The sequence below is a fragment of the Variovorax sp. GW822-FHT04A09 genome (assembly GCF_058801005.1).
The window spans coordinates 151,818-169,951 of record NZ_JBXAMV010000003.1; the positions used below are offsets into that span (position 1 = coordinate 151,818).

At 68.8% G+C, this 18,134-nt stretch carries 18 protein-coding genes; 16 read left to right on the forward strand and 2 right to left on the reverse strand.

Annotation, left to right across the window (positions count from 1 at the left end):
• Positions 1-9: 9 nt before the first annotated feature.
• From chrA to AC1RLW_RS17190, 6 genes are all read left to right on the forward strand, one after another.
• Positions 10-1,383: a chromate efflux transporter gene (chrA, locus tag AC1RLW_RS17165; RefSeq protein ID WP_493194113.1), complete on the forward strand. Its 1,374-nt coding sequence runs from the start codon at positions 10-12 to the stop codon at positions 1,381-1,383.
• Between the two features lie 10 nt (positions 1,384-1,393).
• On the forward strand, positions 1,394-2,320 hold the full coding sequence (locus AC1RLW_RS17170; protein ID WP_493194114.1) for a Fe-Mn family superoxide dismutase: 927 nt from the start codon (positions 1,394-1,396) through the stop codon (positions 2,318-2,320).
• Complete coding sequence (locus tag AC1RLW_RS17175) at positions 2,317-2,775, forward strand: chromate resistance protein ChrB domain-containing protein (protein ID WP_493194116.1); 459 nt, start codon at positions 2,317-2,319, stop codon at positions 2,773-2,775. The genes AC1RLW_RS17170 and AC1RLW_RS17175 overlap by 4 nt, the downstream gene beginning before the upstream one ends.
• Before the next feature lie 132 nt (positions 2,776-2,907).
• Positions 2,908-3,204 (forward strand): hypothetical protein, encoded by a 297-nt coding sequence (locus AC1RLW_RS17180; protein WP_493194118.1) that lies wholly within the window; start codon positions 2,908-2,910, stop codon positions 3,202-3,204.
• A gap of 48 nt (positions 3,205-3,252) precedes the next feature.
• Positions 3,253-3,618: a DUF2845 domain-containing protein gene (locus AC1RLW_RS17185; protein WP_223301375.1), complete on the forward strand. Its 366-nt coding sequence runs from the start codon at positions 3,253-3,255 to the stop codon at positions 3,616-3,618.
• Positions 3,619-3,823: 205 nt separating this feature from the next.
• Entirely contained in the window at positions 3,824-4,639 is an 816-nt protein-coding gene (locus AC1RLW_RS17190; protein WP_493194119.1) for a class I SAM-dependent methyltransferase, read from the forward strand.
• 7 nt (positions 4,640-4,646) lie between these two features.
• Here the strand turns inward: AC1RLW_RS17190 and AC1RLW_RS17195 are convergent, their stop codons facing one another.
• Together AC1RLW_RS17195 and AC1RLW_RS17200 are read right to left on the reverse strand one after the other, a co-directional pair.
• Positions 4,647-4,997 carry a DUF2200 domain-containing protein gene (locus AC1RLW_RS17195; RefSeq protein WP_095747505.1) on the reverse strand — a complete coding sequence of 117 codons (351 nt, stop codon included), beginning with the start codon at positions 4,995-4,997 and terminating at the stop codon, positions 4,647-4,649.
• A 43-nt stretch (positions 4,998-5,040) separates the two neighbouring features.
• Positions 5,041-5,754, reverse strand: coding sequence for a helix-turn-helix domain-containing protein (locus AC1RLW_RS17200; protein ID WP_493194122.1), 714 nt, complete (start codon positions 5,752-5,754; stop codon positions 5,041-5,043).
• 204 nt (positions 5,755-5,958) lie between these two features.
• Here AC1RLW_RS17200 and AC1RLW_RS17205 point away from each other — a divergent pair, with 204 nt between their 5' ends.
• From AC1RLW_RS17205 to AC1RLW_RS17250, 10 genes are all read left to right on the forward strand, one after another.
• On the forward strand, positions 5,959-7,113 hold the full coding sequence (locus AC1RLW_RS17205; RefSeq protein ID WP_493194124.1) for an NAD(P)/FAD-dependent oxidoreductase: 1,155 nt from the start codon (positions 5,959-5,961) through the stop codon (positions 7,111-7,113).
• Positions 7,114-7,156: 43 nt separating this feature from the next.
• Positions 7,157-8,608, forward strand: a complete 1,452-nt coding sequence (locus AC1RLW_RS17210) for a M81 family metallopeptidase (RefSeq protein WP_493194126.1) — start codon at positions 7,157-7,159, stop codon at positions 8,606-8,608.
• 49 nt (positions 8,609-8,657) lie between these two features.
• On the forward strand, positions 8,658-10,235 hold the full coding sequence (locus tag AC1RLW_RS17215; RefSeq protein WP_493194128.1) for an ABC transporter substrate-binding protein: 1,578 nt from the start codon (positions 8,658-8,660) through the stop codon (positions 10,233-10,235).
• Positions 10,236-10,251: 16 nt separating this feature from the next.
• A complete protein-coding gene (locus AC1RLW_RS17220) occupies positions 10,252-11,187 on the forward strand; it encodes an ABC transporter permease (protein WP_056574393.1) in 936 nt (311 codons plus the stop codon).
• Between the two features lie 25 nt (positions 11,188-11,212).
• Positions 11,213-12,130, forward strand: a complete 918-nt coding sequence (locus AC1RLW_RS17225; RefSeq protein WP_235944270.1) for an ABC transporter permease — start codon at positions 11,213-11,215, stop codon at positions 12,128-12,130.
• A gap of 13 nt (positions 12,131-12,143) precedes the next feature.
• Complete coding sequence (locus AC1RLW_RS17230; RefSeq protein WP_070095027.1) at positions 12,144-13,178, forward strand: ABC transporter ATP-binding protein; 1,035 nt, start codon at positions 12,144-12,146, stop codon at positions 13,176-13,178.
• The gene (locus AC1RLW_RS17235; protein WP_493194131.1) at positions 13,175-14,179 is read left to right on the forward strand and encodes an ABC transporter ATP-binding protein; all 1,005 of its coding nucleotides are present in this window, start codon (positions 13,175-13,177) and stop codon (positions 14,177-14,179) included. The genes AC1RLW_RS17230 and AC1RLW_RS17235 overlap by 4 nt, the downstream gene beginning before the upstream one ends.
• A 13-nt stretch (positions 14,180-14,192) precedes the next feature.
• Positions 14,193-15,650, forward strand: a complete 1,458-nt coding sequence (locus AC1RLW_RS17240; RefSeq protein WP_493194133.1) for an N-acyl-D-amino-acid deacylase family protein — start codon at positions 14,193-14,195, stop codon at positions 15,648-15,650.
• 231 nt (positions 15,651-15,881) lie between these two features.
• Complete coding sequence (locus AC1RLW_RS17245; protein ID WP_447742223.1) at positions 15,882-16,421, forward strand: MarR family winged helix-turn-helix transcriptional regulator; 540 nt, start codon at positions 15,882-15,884, stop codon at positions 16,419-16,421.
• A 6-nt stretch (positions 16,422-16,427) separates the two neighbouring features.
• Entirely contained in the window at positions 16,428-18,026 is a 1,599-nt protein-coding gene (locus tag AC1RLW_RS17250) for an ABC transporter substrate-binding protein (protein WP_493194135.1), read from the forward strand.
• Positions 18,027-18,134: the final 108 nt, after the last annotated feature.

Genomic DNA, 18,134 nt, shown 5'->3' on the forward strand with positions numbered 1-18,134 from the left:
GAGTTTTCCGTGGACACCGCCTTGCCTGACGCCTCCTCTGCGCTTCCTGCGCCTCCCACGCCCATTTCCTTTGCCGAAGCGCTTCGCTTCTGGCTCAAGCTCGGCTTCATCAGTTTCGGCGGGCCCGCCGGGCAGATCGCGATCATGCATGCGGAGCTGGTCGAGCGGCGGCGCTGGATCAGCGAGAAGCGCTTCCTGCACGCGCTGAACTTCTGCATGCTGCTGCCCGGCCCCGAGGCGCAGCAGCTGGCCACCTACATCGGCTGGCTCATGCACCGCACGCGCGGCGGCCTCGTGGCCGGCGCCCTGTTCGTGCTGCCCTCGCTGTTCATCCTCATCGCGCTGTCGTGGGTCTACCTGCGCTTCGGCAACGTGCCGGTGGTGGCCGGCATCTTCTACGGCATCAAGCCCGCGGTGACCGCGCTGGTGCTGCACGCGGCGCACCGCATCGGCAGCCGCGCGCTGAAGAACCGGTGGATGTGGGGCATCGCCGCCGCGGCCTTCGTCGCCATCTTCGCGTTCGACGCGCCGTTTCCGGCGATCGTGCTGGCGGCCGGCCTCATCGGCCACTTCGGCGCGCGACGGGCGCCCGAGGTGTTCGCACTCGGCGGCGGCCATGGCAGCGCGCAGCAGCACTACGGCCCGGCGCTGATCGACGACGACACGCCCACGCCGGCGCACGCGCGCTTTTCCCGCGCGCACCTGCTCAAGATCCTGGGCATCGGCCTGGGCCTGTGGCTGCTGGCCATGGGCGTGCTCGTCGCGACCCAGGGCCTGCGCGGCACGCTCTCGCAGATGGGATGGTTCTTCACCAAGGCCGCGCTCCTGACCTTCGGCGGCGCCTATGCCGTGCTGCCCTACGTCTACCAGGGGGCCGTCGAGCAGTACCACTGGCTTTCCGGCGCGCAGATGATCGACGGGCTGGCGCTGGGAGAAACCACGCCGGGGCCGCTCATCATGGTCGTGGCCTTCGTCGGCTTTGTCGGCGGCTGGCTGACGCAGGTGCTGGGGCCTGATTCGCTGTTCCTCGGCGGCGCGCTGGCGGCGACGGTCGTCACCTTCTTCACCTTCCTGCCTTCGTTCATCTTCATCCTGGCCGGCGGGCCCGCCATCGAGGCCACGCACGGCCGGCTGGGCTTCACGGCGCCGCTGTCGGCGATCACCGCGGCGGTGGTGGGCGTGATCCTGAACCTGGCGCTGTTCTTCGCGTACCACGTGCTCTGGCCGCACGGCTTCGCAGGCCGCTTCGACGCGATCTCAGCGGTGATGGCCGTGGCCGCGGCCATCGCCCTGTTCCGCTTCAAGGTTGGCGTGATGCCACTGCTCGGTGCCTGCGCGGCCATCGGGCTGGCAGTCACCCTGTTGCTTCCGCTGCTGCGCTGAAGGAGTCGTCATGGACGCCCGAACTCAAGCCTTGCCCTTCGATCCCGCCGCGCTGCGCGGCCTGTCGGCGCAACTTCTGAACAGCCATCACCAGAACAACTATGGCGGCGCCGTCAAGCGCCTCAACGCCATCCGCGCGCAGCTCGCCACGGCATCGTTCACCGCCATGCCCGGCTTCGCGCTCAACGGCCTCAAGCGCGAAGAACTCATCGCCACCAACTCGATGCTGCTGCACGAGCTGTACTTCGCATCGCTCGGTGGCGATGGCCGGACGATGGAGCCCGCCATGGCGCTCGCCCTGGCGGCAAATTTCGGCAGCGTCGATCGATGGCGCGAGGAATTCGCAGCGATGGGCAAGGCGCTTGGCGGCGGCTCGGGCTGGGTGCTGCTCAGCTTCCAGCCGCGCGAGGGCACGCTGGTCAACCAATGGGCTGCCGACCACACCCATGCGCTGGCGGGCGGCATGCCGCTGCTGGCGCTGGACATGTACGAGCACGCCTACCACCTGGACCACGGCGCCGCCGCCGGCGTGTACGTCGATGCCTTCATGGCCAACATCGACTGGGCCCCGGTGTACGCACGCTACCAGCAGGCCGTGCACGCCGCCAGCGAACCCTTCGGCGCGGCGCAGGACGATGTGGCCGGCTCGATGCTGCTCGACGTGCGCCGTGCCGGCGTGTTCGCGCAGGCCGCGTCGATGCTCCCCGGTGCCCGCTGGCGCGACCCGGCGGCGGTCGAGCACTGGGCCGTCGAGCTCCCGGCCGACCGCGCGCTGGTCGTCTACTGCGTGTACGGCCACGAGGTCGGACGCAGCACGGCCCTGCGGCTGCGCGCCGCGGGCCTGGATGCCCGTTATCTGCGCGGCGGCATCGACGGCTGGCAGGCCGCCGGCCGGCCGCTCCAGCCCAAGCCTGCCGACCCAGGAGCCACGCCATGAAATGGATCACCCGCGAACGCCCGAAGATCGACCGCATCGCCTGCCCGTGGTTGATCCTGCGCTTCATCGACCGCGAGGCCGAGTTTCTCTACGTGCCGCCGGCCGACGTGCTGACGATGGCGCAAAGCACCGGCGCCACGCCCTACGACATTCCGGGCGTGGAGATGAGCCACGTCGGCGAACGCTGCAGCTTCGACGCCTTCCTCGCGAAGTACCGGCTCGCCGAGCCTGCGCTGCACCAGATGGCCGACATCGTGCGCGGTGCGGACACCTCGCGGCTCGACCTCACACCGCAGTCGGCAGGGCTCTACGCGATATCGCTGGGCCTGTCGCGCGTGTTCGCCGACGACCACGCGATGCTGCAGCACGGGCTCGTGATGTACGACGCGCTCTATGCCTGGTGCAGCGAGGGCCGCGGCGAGACGCACAACTGGCCGCCGAAGATGCCGGCGTGAAGCGGGTCGGAGGACGATGGCCTGCCTTGCCGGAAGCGCGCTAACATTTCGCCCGGCTCCGCCGCACCACCCGGGTCGGACCCTTGAGCGCACAGCGACAACCCAGGGTGTCACCGCAAATGGAGCGTCCCGATGTGGAGCATCCTGGCCGACCTTGTCGTCGGCATCTTCGATTTCGTTCTCGATGTCCTGTTGTTCCGGGGCCTGCGCCGCAAGCACGGCCAGCGCCACCGCAGCGTGGCGGAAGACACCGTCGAGGTCGCGCGCTTCGATTTCGTCACGCTGACTTTCATCGCGCTGGTCAGCGTCGGCTTGATGCTGATCCTGGCGATCGGATTCGATGTGCCGGTGGGCTGGAGCGTGGGCATCGGCATCACCGTCGGCGCAATCTGGGGCCTCTGGCGGTACGCCCAGCTGGTTCGTGAATGAGTGAGTGATGAACGCATGAAGCATTCAAGAGGGTCAACGATGCCGGGCGTGACTCGTTTCGCACGCTTGGCCACGGGGCTGTCGATCGCAGCCGCCGCCCTGCTCGCTGCCGGCTCCGCCGCGGCCCAGTCCCTCGCCTGCAACGGCTACCTCGTCGGAAAAGGAGCGTCCCCCGCGACCTTGCTCCAGACCTGCGGCGAACCGGTCTACCGGCAAGCCGTCTGCGTGCCGATGGTGCAGCTCGGCTGGGTCCTCACGCCCTATCGGCCAGGCAGCCCCGAGGCCGTGCTGGCCAATCAATGCGTACCGATGGAAGAGTGGACCTACGACCGCGGGCCGGGCACCTTCTTCGGCATCGTGCGCATCTACAACGGCACCATCGAATCGGTGCGCGACGGGGACCGCGGCCGTTAGGGGGTCGACCGATCGGCGCGCCCGAAACGCCCGGCAACATCTCCGGTACCCACTACAGGGGAGGACGCCCGCGCAACGGCGTTGACGACGATGCCTGGCAAGGCCACCATGGCCCATCGTCCCCGTCACGCATGCCCAAACAGGCAACGGACTCGTTGGAGCAAGGGAGCAGGCCCGCTCTGTTCAGAGCTTTCAAGGAGTTCCCATGGCCGACGAAAGCGACAAGGTGTTCGCGGGCTCGATCCCGAAGTTCTACGACACGCTGATGGTCCCCCTGATCTTCGAGGGCTACGCCGTCGACGCGGCCGCCCTGGTCGCTGCGCTCTCGCCCGGCGCGGTGCTGGAAACGGCGGCCGGCAGCGGCGCGGTCACGCGGATGCTGGCACCCCAGCTCGGCGCCGGTGCGCGCTACGTGGTGACCGACCTCAACCCCGCCATGCTCGACTACGCCGTCACGCGGCAGGCGAGGGACAACCGCATCGAATGGCGGCAGGCCGACGCGCTCGCCCTGCCGTTCGAGAACGCCTCGTTCGATGTGGTCCTGTGCCAGTTCGGCGCCATGTTCTTCCCTGACAGAGTTGCCGGCTACAGCGAGGCGCGCCGCGTGCTCAAGCCCGGCGGGCGCTTCGTGTTCAGCGTCTGGGACCGCATCGAAGACAACGCCTTCGCCGACGACGTCACCCGCGCCGTCGCCACCGTGTTCCCGGACGACCCGCCGCGCTTTCTCGCGCGCACGCCGCACGGCTACCACGACGTCGCACAGATCCGCGACGACCTGCGCCGCGCGGGGTTCACCGACATCGAGGTCCAGACGCACGAGAAACTGAGCCGCTCGCCCTCGCCACGCGAGGTGGCGGTGGCCTACTGCCAGGGCACGCCGCTGCGCAACGAGATCGAGGCGCGCGACGCGAGCCTGCTCCAGCTTGCGACCGACCGCGCGGAGGAGGCGATTGCCAGCCGCCATGGCACCGGCCCGGTGGCGGGCAAGATCCAGGCGCACGTCATCGTGGCGACGGGGTAGACAGGCACTACGTTCGCAGGATCTTCTCGATCGCCTTGCCCTTGGCCAGCTCGTCGACCAGCTTGTCCATGTAGCGGATCTTCTGCATCAGCGGGTCTTCGACTTCCTCGACGCGCACGCCGCACACCACGCCCTTGATCAGCGCGCGGTTCGGGTGCAGCGCCGGGGCCTGCGCGAAGAAGGTCCTGAAATCGTTCTGCTGTTCGATCTGCTGCTGCAGCCCCGCCGCGTCGTAGCCGGTGAGCCAGCAGATGACCTGATCGACTTCGTCCTTCGTGCGCTGCTTGCGCTCCGCTTTCTGGACGTACATGGGGTACACCTTGGCGAACGGCATCGCGAAAATCCGGTGCTCTGACATCGTCATGTCTCCTTAATGCCGGGCCGCAGGCTGACGCGGGCGCTCAGCCCTTGCGGCCACCTGCAGTCTTCTTCGCCGCCACGGTCTTGCGCACCGGCTTCATCGCAGGCGCCTCGCGCGCCGACTTCATGTGCCCGCTCTCCCCCGAGGTCATGCCCACGATCTTCGCGAGCTGGCGGCTCACGCTCACGTAGGCGTGGCCGAGGCGGCTGTCGAAGTACAGCGAGTCGCCGCGCGCCAGGCGCACCACCTCGCCGTTGTCGAAGTACACGTCGATCTCGCCCGACAGCACGTAGGCGAACTCTTCGCCCGTGTGCCGCACGAAGTCCTCGGGGCCGTTGATGCGGCGCGCGTGCACGGTGCCGACGATGGGGCTCATCTGCTTGCCGGCGGCGGTGGTGCCCAGGAACTCGTAGGCGATGGCCAGCCCCTTGTAGACCACGCCCTTGCCCGCGCGCGTGACGACCGGGCCGTCGAGCTGTTCGGGCTTGACGCCGGCGCCCGCGAACATGGCGTTCATGTCCATCTCGAGCGCGCGGCCCAGCGCGGTGAAGTTCTCGTAGCCGAGCGCGAGCTGGCCGCGCTCGGCGCGCGAGATGGTGGTGATCGACACGCCGGAGCGCTCGGCCAGTTGCGCCAGCGTCCAGCCGAAACGCTTGCGCGCGGTGCGCAGGCGATGGCCGAAAGTGGTGCGGTCCAGCGTGGGCGGCTCTTCCTTCGGCTTCGCCCCGCCCCGGTTCCCTGTGTGTGGAGTCACGCTTGGCTTTCTCTAGGTATGCCGGGTGATTCTGCCAGCCCCGCGCCCGCCCGGTCACGCACGGCGCGACAGCCCCGGCATGCGTTTTGCGTATGCGCAAATTGCGTGTACGCAAATTTCACCTCGGTGGTGCACCCATGGTTTCCCCTTGGTTGGTGCAAATCAATTTGCGTATCCGCAAATTTCTACCTACACTTTTCGGCGATGACAACAAGCACACCCACTCCTGTCGTGGCCGACTACCTCGTGATCGGCGGCGGCATCGCCGGGGCCTCGGTGGCCCACTGGCTCGCCCCGCATGCCCGCGTGATCCTGCTCGAACGCGAAGCCCAGCCGGGCTACCACTCCACCGGCCGTTCGGCCGCGCTCTTCATGGAGAGCTACGGCACGCCGCAGGTGCGCGCCCTCACCATGGCCAGCCGCGCCTTCCTCGAACACCCGCCCGAAGGCTTCGCCGAGCACCCGCTGCTCACGCCGCGCGGCGCGATGATGGTCGCGGGCACCGAGCACCTGCACGAGCTCGAAGCGCACTGGGAACTGCTGCGCGCCATGGACGTCGGCGCCCAGCGCCTCGATGGCGAGCAAGCGCGCGAGATGGTGCCGGCGCTGCGCCCCGATCAGGTGGCCGGCGCGGTGTACGAACCCGATGCTTCCGACATGGACGTGCACGCCATCCACCAGGGCTACCTGCGCGGCATGCGCCAGGCCGGCGGCAAGCTCGTGTGCGACGCCGAGGTCACGGCCATGGAACGCGTGGGCGAATGCTGGCGCGTGACGGCGGGTGGCGCGGTGTACGAAGCGCCCGTGGTGCTCAACGCAGCGGGCGCCTGGGTCGACACCATCGCGCAGCTGGCCGGCGTGCGCCCGCTGGGCATCGAGCCGCGCCGCCGCTCGGCCTTCATCTTCGCGCCGCCGGAGGGCCAGAGCGTGGCGCACTGGCCGATGGTGTTCGCCGCCGACGAGGGCTGGTACATCAAGCCCGACGCCGGCATGTTGCTGGGCTCGCCGGCCAACGCCGACCCGGTCGAGCCGCAGGACGTGCAGCCCGAAGAGATGGACATCGCCATCGCCATGCACCGCATCGAGGAGGCGACCACGCTCGCCATCCGCCGCCCCACGCGCACCTGGGCCGGCCTGCGCTCCTTCGTGGCCGACGGCGACCTGGTGGGCGGTTTCGAGCCCGACGCGCCCGGCTTCTTCTGGGTCGCGGCGCAAGGCGGCTACGGCATCCAGACCTCGGCCGCGATGGGCGAGGCCTGCGCCGCGCTGGCACGCGGCCTGCCGCTGCCCGAGCGCATCGCGGGCTTCGGGCTCACGGCCGAGATGCTCGGCCCGCAGCGACTGCGCACGGCCGGCTGATCCGCGTTCCCTCCCCCACCAATCTTCCCCACGAGAAATCACCATGCGTGTCTTCAGTGCCTCCCTCGCGACCGAAACCAACACCTTCGGCCCGATGCCGACCGGCATCGCCTCCTTCAAGGACCGCGGCTACTTTCCCGCCGGCCAGCATCCCGATGCGCTGACGATCTACTCGGGCCCGCTGTGGGCCGCGCGCATCCGCGGCAAGGAAAAGGGCTGGACGCTGCTCGAAGGCATGGTGGCGGGCGCACAGCCCAGCGGCATCACCACGCGCCATGCCTACGAAACCCTGCGCGACGAAATGCTGAACGACCTGCGCGCCGCGCTGCCGGTCGACATGGTGCTGCTCGGCCTGCACGGCGCGATGGTGGCCGACGGCTACGACGACTGCGAAGGCGACATGCTGGCGCGCGTGCGCCAGATCGTCGGCCCTGACGTGGTGATCGGCGCCGAGCTCGACCCGCACAACCACCTCACGCCCGCCATGGTGGACAACGCCAACGTGATGGTCTCCTTCAAGGAGTACCCGCACACCGACGTGCTCGAACGCGGGTTGGAGCTGGTCGACATCTGCGCCGCGGCCGTGGAAGGCAAGGTCAAGCCGGTGGTCGCGATGGTCGACTGCGACATCATCGTCACCGTCCACACCTCGCGCGAACCGGCGCGCAGCTTCGTGCAGCGCATGCAAGCGCTCGAAGGCAAGGACGGCGTGCTCTCGGTCTCGCTCACGCACGGCTTCTCGTGGGGCGATGTGCCCGAGATGGGCACCAAGGTGCTGGTCTACACCGACGGCGATCAGGCCAAGGCGAATGCGCTGGCACGCCAGCTCGCCGACGAGGTCATCGCCATGCGCGACGGCCTCACGGTCAATTACCCGAGCATCGACGACTCGCTCGACGAAGCGCTGGCCTTCGACGGCGGCCCCGTGGTGCTGGCCGACGGCGCCGACAACCCCGGCGGCGGCGCGGCGAGCGACTCCACCTTCATCCTGCGCCGCATGCTCGAGCGCGGCATCACCAACGCCGCGCTCGGCCCGATGTGGGACCCGATCGCCGTGCGCATCGCCTTCGATGCCGGCGTGGGCGCCAGGCTGCAGATGCGCATCGGCGGCAAGATCAGCCCGCTGTCGGGCGATCCGCTGGACCTCGAGTGCACCGTGAAGGCGCTGAAGGAAGACCTGGTGATGACGGGCCTGTCGAACACGCCCACCGCCATGGGCGACTGCGCGCTGGTCGAGGTGAACGGCATCGAGATCGTGCTGATCACGCGGCGCAACCAGGCCATGGGCACCGACCTGTTCACACAGCTGGGTTGCGACCTGGCCGCCAAGAAGATCGTCGTGGTCAAGTCGTCGCAGCATTTCTACGCGTCGTACTCGCAGGTTGCGAAACACGTGATCTACGCCGGCGCACCGGGCGCCGTGACGCTCGACCTCACCACCCTGCCGTACCGCAAGGCTCGCCTGCCGAAGTGGCCCATCGGCGTCGCCGCCTGAACTCCCTCTTCTTCTTTTTTGTTTCGCCCCACCGACCGGAGAACCGACGATGACCCGACGAACGCTTGCTGCCCTCGCTGCCCTGGCCCTTTCGGCCGCCAGCCTTCCCGCGCTCGCCCAGACGCCGCCCAAGACACTCAAGGTGGTGGCGCATGCCGACCTGAAGATCCTCGACCCGACCTTCACCACGGCCTACATCTCGCGCAACTTCGGCCACATGGTGTACGACACGCTGTTCGCGCAGGATGCCACCGGCAAGCCGCAGCCGCAGATGGTCGAGAAGTACACGACCTCGAAAGACGGCAAGCAGTGGAGCTTCACGCTGCGCCCCGGCCTGAAGTTCTCCGACGGCGCCGCCGTGACCTCGGCCGACGCCGTGGCCTCGCTGCAGCGCTGGGCGGCACGCGACAGCCTGGGCCGCGCCATGACGGCCGTCGGCGCCGAGTGGAAGGCCACCGACGCGCGCACGCTCACGCTCACGCTCAACGAGCCCTTCGGCATGGTGCTCGACGCGCTGGCCAAGCCCTCGGGCTTTCCGCCGGTGATCCTGCCCGAGCGCATCGCCAAGCTGCCGGCCACCGCGCCCCTCACCGAGGTCGTCGGTTCGGGCCCCTTCATCTTCAAGCGTGACGAATGGGTGCCGGGCAACAAGACGGTGTTCGTGCGCAACCCGAACTACGTGGCGCGCAGCGAGCCGCCGAGCGGCCTGGCCGGCAGCAAGAAGACCAGCCTCGACCGCGTCGAATGGCTCTACCTGCCCGACGCCAACAGCGCGATCTCGGCGCTCAAGCGCGGCGAGGTCGACTACATCGAGCAGCTGGCGCCCGACTACATCGCGCCGCTGCGCACCGACAGCAACATCAAGATCGGCTCCGGCGGTGCCTACCAGGGCTTCCTGGTGATGAACCAGCTGCACCCGCCCTTCGACAACCCGAAGGTGCGCCAGGCGCTGCTGCAGGCCGTGAACCAGGAACGCTTCGTCGCGGCCATGGGCTTCCCGCTGGACATGCGCATGGCCTACTGCGCCACCTGGTTCATCTGCGGCAGCCCCAACGACACCTCGGCCGGCGCGGAGCCTTTCCGCAAGGCCGACGTCGCCAAGGCGAAGAAGATGCTCGCCGACGCCGGCTACAAGGGCGAGAAGGTGGTGCTGATGGTGCCCAGCGACGTGCCCTACCTCAACGCCGAGGCGCTGATGGCCGCACAGACCATGAAGAGCATCGGCCTGAACGTCGATGCGCAGACCATGGACTGGGCGTCCATCGGTGCGCGCCGCGCCAAGCGCGACACGTCCGACGCCGGCGGCTGGAACATGTACGTCACGGTGGCCGGCGAGTTCGACGTGAACTCGCCCATCAGCAACGCCTACCTGGGCGCGGCCTGCGGCAACACGCTGCCCGGCTGGCCCTGCGACAAGAAACTCGACGAGCTGCGCACCGCCTGGCTGAAGGAAACCGTGCCGGCCAAGCGCAAGGAACTGCTCGACGCCTTCCAGTCGCGTGCCTACGAAGCCGTGCCGTACATCAACGCCGGCCAGTACTCGGCCGCGTTCGCGGCGCGCGCCAGCATCAAGGGGCTGGACAAGATGTGGGCCGGCCTGCCCACCGTCTGGATGCTCGACAAGTAAGCCGCCGCGCACCGCCATGGGCTACATCGTTCGACGCTTTCTTTCCACGCTGCCGGTGATGGCGGTGGTGGCCGTGGTGGTGTTCCTGCTGATCCACCTGTCGCCGGGCGATCCGGCCGCGCTCATCGCGGGCGACCTCGCCACCACCGAGGACATCGACAAGCTGCGCGCCGCGCTCGGCCTGAACCTGCCGCTGTGGCAGCAGTTCGGGCTGTGGATCGGCAAGATCTTCACCGGCGACCTGGGCACCTCGATCTTCACGCAGGTGCCCGTGACGCAACTGCTCGGCCAGCGGCTGGAGCCCACGGTGTCGATCGCGGCGCTGACCATGCTCATCACGCTGGTGACGGCCGTGCCGCTGGGCACGCTCGCGGCCTACTGCGCGGGCACCTGGATCGACCGGCTCGTGATGCTGTTCGCGGTACTGGCCTTCTCGGTGCCGGTGTTCCTCGTGGGCTACCTGCTGGTCTACACCTTCGCGGTGCAGCTGCCGTGGTTTCCGGTGCAGGGCTACGTGAACTTCTCCGAAGGCCCCGGCGCCTGGCTGCGCGCGCTGGTGCTGCCCTGCGTGAATCTGGCGCTGGTGTACATCGCGCTGGTGACGCGCATGACGCGCGCCACCGTGCTCGAGGTGCTGCACGAGGACTACATCCGCACCGCGCGCGCCAAGGGCCTGGGCGTGCTGCCGGTGCTGGGCCATGCGCTGCGCAACGCGGCCATTCCCATCGCCACCACCATCGGCGCAGGCATTGCGCTCTTGATCGGCGGCGTGGTGGTCACCGAGACGGTGTTCGCCATTCCAGGCGTGGGCCGGCTCGTGATCGATTCGGTGCAGCGCCACGACTACCCGGTGATCCAGAGCGTGCTGCTGCTGTCGGCGGGCGTGTACGTACTGATCAACCTCCTGATCGATTTGAGCTACCGCCTGTTCGATCCGCGCATCCAGTACTAGAACAAAGAACGAGCCTCACGACGCCATGTCCACTGCCCTGCCCTTGCGCGAGGTCGATGCGCCGGTGCCCAGCACCGCCGTTGCCGATGCCGCTGAAGACCCTCCTTTCGTACCGCCGCGCTGGCGCTGGGTGCGCAAGCACCCGACGCTGATCGTCGGCGCGCTGCTGCTCCTCGCGGTGGCTGCGCTGTCCATCGCCGCGCCCTGGATCGCCACCCACGACCCGCAGGACATCGACCCGCTGGCACGCATGCAGCCGGCCTCGGCCGAGCACTGGTTCGGCACCGACGCGCTGGGCCGCGACGTGTTCAGCCGCGCCGTGTGGGGCGGTCGCGTGTCGATGATCGTCGGCGCCTCGGTGGCCGTGCTCGCCACCTTCTTCGGCATCGCGCTGGGCCTGGTGTCGGGCTTCGTGCGCTGGGCCGACGGCCCGATCATGCGGGTGATGGACGGCCTCATGGCCATCCCCGGCATCCTGCTGGCGATCGCGCTCATGGCCGTGACGCGCGCCAGCCTCACCACGGTGATCATCGCCATCACCGTGCCCGAGATTCCGCGCGTGGTGCGGCTGGTGCGCTCGCTGGCGCTCACGCTGCGCGAACAGCTGTTCGTGGAAGCCGCGCACGCGGTGGGTACGCGGCTGCCGGTGATCCTCGTGCGGCACGTGCTGCCGAACATCGTGGCGCCGCTGGTGGTGCAGGCCACTTTCGTGGCCGCCGCCGCCGTGCTCACCGAGGCCGCGCTGTCCTTCCTCGGCGTGGGCGTGCCTTCGCAGACGCCGAGCTGGGGCAACATGATGGCCGAGGGCCGCAACTTCGTGACCGTGGCGTTCCACATCATCCTGTACCCGGGCCTGCTGCTGGCGGCCACGGTGCTGGCCATCAACCTGCTCGGCGACGGCCTGCGCGATGCGCTCGACCCGCGCCTGGCGCGGCAGCTGTGAAGAGGAACGCGCCATGACGATCCCCATGTCCCAGGCCACCCTCGCCCCCGGCGAGCCCTTGCTCGAGGTCGACAACCTGCGCACCTACTTCAGCACGCTCGCGGGCACCGTGCGCTCGGTCGACGGCGTGTCGTACACCGTGCGTGCGGGCCGCACGCTCGGCGTGGTCGGCGAATCGGGCTGCGGCAAGAGCGTGACGGCGCTCTCGATCCTGCGGCTGGTGCCCACGCCGCCCGGTCGCCACATGGGCGCCGTGCGCCTGCGCGGCACCGACCTGATGCAGCTGAGCGAACGCGAGATGCGCCAGATCCGCGGCAACCGCATCTCGATGATCTTCCAGGAGCCGATGACCTCGCTGAACCCGGTGCTCACGGTGGGCCGGCAGATCGCCGAGACGGTGCAGCTGCACCAGAAGGCCAGCCGCGCCGAGGCGCTGCAGCGCGCGGTCGAGATGCTGCGCCTGGTGCAGATCCCCGAGCCCGAGCGGCGCGTGAACGAGTACCCGCACCAGCTCTCGGGCGGCATGCGCCAGCGCGTGATGATCGCGCTGGCCCTGGCCTGCAACCCCGAGGTGCTGATCGCCGACGAGCCCACCACCGCGCTCGATGTGACCATCCAGGCGCAGATCCTCGACCTCATCAAGCGGCTGCAGAAGGAGCTGGGCATGGGCGTGGTGATGATCACGCACGACCTGGGCGTGGTGGCCGAAAGCTGCGACCGCGTGGTCGTCATGTACGCCGGCAAGAAGGTGGAAGAGGCCGACGTGGTCGACCTGTTCGACCGCCCGCTGCACCCCTACACGCGTGCGCTGATGGCCTCGATGCCCGCCATGAGCACGTCGAGTGCGCGGCTGCACGAAATTCCGGGCATGGTGCCCGCCGCGCACGAGCTCGGGCGCGGCTGCGCCTTTGCCGCGCGCTGCGCGCAGGCGCGCGAACGCTGCCGCCGCGAGACACCGCCGCTGTCCACGCAGGGCGACGGCCACGTGGTCGCCTGCTTCGCGGTGCAGGAACAATGGACCGACGAGGCTGCCGAGGTGAGCGCATGACGACGACAACGACAACAACATCCACCAAGGCGCCGCTGCTGCAGGTGCGCGAGCTGCGCAAGCACTACATCTCGCCGCGGCGCTGGCTGCGCCCGGCCAAGCCGGCCATCCAGGCGGTCGACGGCGTGTCGTTCACCGTGGGGCACGGCGAGACGCTGTCGCTGGTCGGCGAATCGGGCTGCGGCAAGACCACCACGGCCAAGTCGGTGATGCGGCTGGTCGAGCCCACCTCGGGCTCGGTGCGCCTGAACGGCGAAGAGCTGCTGACCCTGCCCGCGAACGCGATGCGCCAGCGCCGGCGCGACCTGCAGATCATCTTCCAGGACCCCTACGCCTCGCTGAACCCGCGCCTCACGGCCGGCGACATCGTGGCCGAGCCGCTGCGCAACTTCGGCGACGTGTCGGTGGCCGAGCGGCGCGAGCGCGTGCAGTGGCTGTTCTCGCGCGTGGGCCTGCGGTCCGAGGCGGCGAAGAAGTTTCCGCACGAGTTCTCGGGCGGCCAGCGCCAGCGCCTGGGCATTGCGCGCGCGCTGGCGCTCAACCCCAAGCTCATCGTCTGCGACGAGCCCGTGTCGGCACTCGACGTGTCGGTGCAGGCCCAGGTGGTCAACCTGCTGATGGACCTGCAGGCCGAGTTCGGCATCGCCTACCTCTTCGTGGCGCACGACCTCGCCGTGGTGCGCCACATCAGCCATCGCGTGGCCGTGATGTACCTCGGCCACATCGTGGAGATCGCCGACCGCGACACGCTGTTCTCGGCCCCGCGCCATCCGTACACCGAGATCCTGCTGTCGGCCGTGCCCGTGCCCAACCCGCGCACGCCGGCACGCCGCCTGCTGCTGCAGGGCGATCCGCCGAGCCCGGCCAACCCGCCCTCGGGCTGCCGCTTTCACACGCGCTGCCCGATGGCGCAGGCCGTGTGCAAGGAGAAGACGCCCGAACTGAGCGAGCGCCCCTCGACTTCCCAGGGCGGCCACTGGGTCGCCTGCCACTTCCGTTGAAAGCATTGCCCTCATGACCGACAAGACACCCCACTACGACCTCTTGATCCACGGCGGCACCGTGATCGACGGCACCAAGGCGCCGCGCTTCGACGCCGACGTGGGCATCGTCAATGGCCGCATCGCCGCCATCGGCAAGCTCGCGGGCCACACGGCCGACCAGACGCTCGACGCCACCGGCCGCATCGTCGCGCCGGGCTTCATCGACTCGCACACGCACGACGACCAGGCCGTGCTGTCGCATGCGCAGATGCCCTTCAAGGTGTCGCAGGGCGTGACCACCGTGGTCGCGGGCAACTGCGGCATCAGCGCCGCGCCGCTGCGCGCCGACATGGACCTGCCCATGCCGCTGAGCCTGCTCGAGACGCCGCCGGAAGACCGCTTCACGACGTTTGCGGCCTACCTGGACGCGCTGCGCGCCACGCCCTCGTCGGTCAACGTGGCGGCGATGGTCGGCCACTCGACCCTGCGCGCCGTGACCATGTCCGACCTCGACCGCCCCGCCACCGCGCAGGAGATCGCCGCCATGCAGGCGCTGGTCGAAGAAGCCATGCAGGCCGGCGCCATCGGCCTGTCGACCGGCACCTTCTACCCGCCGGCCGTGAAGGCGACGACCGAGGAAATCATCGAGGTCGGCCGCCCGCTCACGGCGCGCAAGGCGCTGTATGTGACCCACATGCGCGACGAGAGCGACCACGTGATGGAGTCTCTGGAAGAAACCTTCCACATCGGCCGCGCGCTCGACATCCCCGTGGTGGTGTCGCATCACAAGGTGCAGAACACGCAGAACTTCGGCAAGACCAAGGTCACGCTGCCCTTCATCCAGGAAGCGATGAAGCACCAGTGCATCGGGCTCGACTGCTACCCGTACACGGCCGGCTCCACCATGATCCGCACCGACCGCGGAATGATGGACGGCCGCGTGCTCATCGCCTCCAGCGTGCCGCACCCCGAATGCGCGGGCCGCGACCTGAAGGACATCGCGGCCGAATGGGGCGTGTCGGGCGAAGAGGCCGCGCTGCGCCTGTCGCCCGGCAGCGCCATCTATTTCATGATGGACGAGGACGACGTGCAGCGCGTGCTCGCCTTCGACGAAACCATGATCGGCTCCGACGGCATTCCGCTGGGCGACAAGCCGCACCCGCGCCTGTGGGGCACCTTCCCGCGCGTGCTCGGCCACTACAGCCGCGACGTGGGGCTGTTCCCGCTGGAGACGGCGGTGTGGAAGATGACCGGGCTCACGGCGCGCAACTTCGGCCTGCACGAACGCGGCGCGCTCAAGGTCGGGCACCACGCCGACGTGGTGGTCTTCAATGCCGCCACCGTGCGCGACACCGCGAACTACGAAACACCGACCGAACCGGCCGAAGGCATCGACGCGGTGATCGTGAACGGCGCTGTCACCTGGCGCCACGGCGTGCACAGCGGTGCGCGCAACGGGCAGGTGATCGCGCGCCAGGACGCGGCCTGACAACGCACACCCCGGCGGCGCCTGCACGGTGCCCGCCTTCGCATCCTGGTGCATGCGCAGCACCGGATCGGTGAACACGCCGGGCCTCAGAGGCCCGGTTTTTCTTCCCTGGCGTCTTTCCCCTCTGGCGGCGCACCCCTAGGGGATTTCCCTCGACAGCTGGCCCGGAGCTTGCGTAGTTTGCCCACATAGTTGAACATTTCAACTATTGAAGACTTCTACCAACCCGCCATGCACGCCCCGCTTCGCCTGAAAGACGACTACCTCAACGTGCTGATCGACCTGGCGTCGCAGCGCACGCGCGACCGCGGCTCGCGCATCTACGAGATCGAGCTCGGCCTGTCGATCCGCGACGTGCGCCTCTTGCGCATGATCGGCGCCGCGCCCGGCATCACCATGGGGCAGCTGGTGCAGACCTGCGCCATCGAGAAGACGCTGGTCTCCAAGCTGGTGAGTTCGCTGGTGCAGCGCGAGCTGGTCGAACGCCAGATCGGCGCCGAGGATGCGCGGCAGATCCGCCTGTGCCTGAGCCCCGCCGGCATCGACATGGTGCTGCGCGCCGAGCCCATCGGGCATGAGATGGAAGCGCGCTTTCTCGACTGCCTGAGCGTCGCCGACATCGAGAACCTGCGCCGCATCATGCACAAGCTCATCGACGCCGAAGAAGGCTCGCGCGACATCTTCGAATTCCTGCTGGTGCAGTTGCGCGAAAGCAAGGAATCGCCCCCGTCCTCCTCTCCCGCGTCTTCCGCTCCCTCCCGAAAGAAGTAAGGCTCCATGGCAATCCACCTTTCACCGCGCCGCGTCGCGGCGGCGTCCCTGTCGGCGCTCGCTTTGTGCTTCGCCGCCACCGCGTCCGCCCAGACCGTGCTTCGCACCGTGCCCTCGTCGGACCTGAAGATCGTCGACCCGATCTGGACCACCGCCAACATCACGCGCAACCACGGCCTGATGATCTACGACACCCTCTTCGCGATGGACGAGAAGGGCGTCATCAAGCCGCAGATGGTCGACAAGTACAGCGCGAGCGCCGACAACAAGGTGTGGAGCTTCACGCTGCGCCCGGGCCTGAAGTTCCACGACGGCGCCCCGGTCACCTCGCAGGACGTGATCGCCTCGCTGGCGCGCTGGGCCAAGCGCGACACGCTGGGCCAGAAGATGTACGAGGCGATGGACAGCATCGCCGCCGAAGGCCCGAACGGCTTTCGCATGACGTTCAAGCAGCCCTTCGGCGTGGTGCTCGACGCGCTCGGCAAGCCCAACCCGCTGGTGCCGTTCATCATGCCCAAGCGCGTGGCCGACACGCCCGCCGACAAGCAGATCGACGAGCTGGTGGGCTCCGGCCCCTTCACGCTCGCCAAGGAAGACTTTCGCCCGGGCGACCGCGTCATCTACCGCAAGAACACCGCCTACGTGCCGCGCAAGGAGCCCGCCTCGGGCCTGGCCGGCGGCAAGGTGGTGCACGTCGACCGCGTCGAATGGGTGATGCTGCGCGACCCGCAGACGCAGGCCAATGCGCTGCTCAACGGCGAGGTCGACATGCTCGAGACCGTGCCCTCGTCGGGCTACACGGGCATGCGCACCAACGACAAGATCGAGCTGGTCGACGTGATGCCGGCGGGCCCCTTCACCGTGCTCTACAACCACAAGGTGCCGCCCTTCAACAACCCGAAGGCGCTGAAGGCCGCGATGCTGGCCATCAACCAGGAAGCGATGCTGCGCGCGCAGGTCACCTTCCGCGACTTCTACAAGCCCTGCGCGTCGATCTACCTGTGCGGCTCGCTCTACGCGAGCGACAAGACGGGCTTCTACACCGGCAAGCCGCAGTTCGAAGAAGCGCGCAAGCTGCTCAAGGAATCGGGCTACGACGGCAAGCCCGTGGTGATCCTGCTGCCGGGCGACGCGCCCGCGCTGAACAAGCTGCCCGCGGTGTACGGCCAGCTGCTCAAGCAGGTGGGCTTCAACGTCGACGTGCAGACCACCGACTGGGCCACGCTCGTGACCCGGCGCGCCAAGAAAGACCTGCCCGAGAACGGCGGCTGGAACGCCTTCATCACCTTCTGGGGCGGCGTGGACGCGAGCAGCCCCATCGGCTACAGCCCGCTGACCGGCAACGGCGACCAGGGCTACTTCGGCTGGCCCGTGGTGCCCGAGCTCGAGGCGCTGAAGACCAAGTTCATCGCCACCGCCGACCTCGCGCAGCGCAAGGAGATCGCCACGCAGATCCAGCAGGTCGTGCTCGAGCACGGCGTGCTGGCCCCGCTCGGCGAAGGCAAGGCGCCCACGGCCGTGCGCCGCGGCACCATCACCGGCCTGCTGCCGTCGCCGGCGGTGCTGTACTGGAACGTGCGCAAGACGTCCGCGCCATCGCCATGACCGCGACATAGGCCGGCCCGCGCGCCCGCCCCTCTCCCTTTCTGATCGCCACCCCTGACCGGCTGCGCCTCGCGCGGCAGCCGGGCGGGACTTCCTTTGCCCGCGCCA

Excerpts from the sequence above, each read along its gene's own strand:
- AC1RLW_RS17205 (WP_493194124.1), top strand. The coding sequence starts at position 5,959 with ATGACAACAAGCACACCCACTCCTGTCGTGGCCGACTACCTCGTGATC.
- AC1RLW_RS17245 (WP_447742223.1), top strand. The coding sequence starts at position 15,882 with ATGCACGCCCCGCTTCGCCTGAAAGACGACTACCTCAACGTGCTGATC.
- AC1RLW_RS17210 (WP_493194126.1), top strand. The coding sequence starts at position 7,157 with ATGCGTGTCTTCAGTGCCTCCCTCGCGACCGAAACCAACACCTTCGGC.
- AC1RLW_RS17240 (WP_493194133.1), top strand. The coding sequence starts at position 14,193 with ATGACCGACAAGACACCCCACTACGACCTCTTGATCCACGGCGGCACC.
- AC1RLW_RS17250 (WP_493194135.1), top strand. The coding sequence starts at position 16,428 with ATGGCAATCCACCTTTCACCGCGCCGCGTCGCGGCGGCGTCCCTGTCG.
- AC1RLW_RS17195 (WP_095747505.1), bottom strand. The coding sequence starts at position 4,997 with ATGTCAGAGCACCGGATTTTCGCGATGCCGTTCGCCAAGGTGTACCCC.
- AC1RLW_RS17180 (WP_493194118.1), top strand. The coding sequence starts at position 2,908 with ATGTGGAGCATCCTGGCCGACCTTGTCGTCGGCATCTTCGATTTCGTT.
- AC1RLW_RS17225 (WP_235944270.1), top strand. The coding sequence starts at position 11,213 with ATGTCCACTGCCCTGCCCTTGCGCGAGGTCGATGCGCCGGTGCCCAGC.
- AC1RLW_RS17175 (WP_493194116.1), top strand. The coding sequence starts at position 2,317 with ATGAAATGGATCACCCGCGAACGCCCGAAGATCGACCGCATCGCCTGC.
- AC1RLW_RS17190 (WP_493194119.1), top strand. The coding sequence starts at position 3,824 with ATGGCCGACGAAAGCGACAAGGTGTTCGCGGGCTCGATCCCGAAGTTC.
- AC1RLW_RS17230 (WP_070095027.1), top strand. The coding sequence starts at position 12,144 with ATGACGATCCCCATGTCCCAGGCCACCCTCGCCCCCGGCGAGCCCTTG.
- AC1RLW_RS17170 (WP_493194114.1), top strand. The coding sequence starts at position 1,394 with ATGGACGCCCGAACTCAAGCCTTGCCCTTCGATCCCGCCGCGCTGCGC.
- AC1RLW_RS17235 (WP_493194131.1), top strand. The coding sequence starts at position 13,175 with ATGACGACGACAACGACAACAACATCCACCAAGGCGCCGCTGCTGCAG.
- AC1RLW_RS17215 (WP_493194128.1), top strand. The coding sequence starts at position 8,658 with ATGACCCGACGAACGCTTGCTGCCCTCGCTGCCCTGGCCCTTTCGGCC.
- AC1RLW_RS17220 (WP_056574393.1), top strand. The coding sequence starts at position 10,252 with ATGGGCTACATCGTTCGACGCTTTCTTTCCACGCTGCCGGTGATGGCG.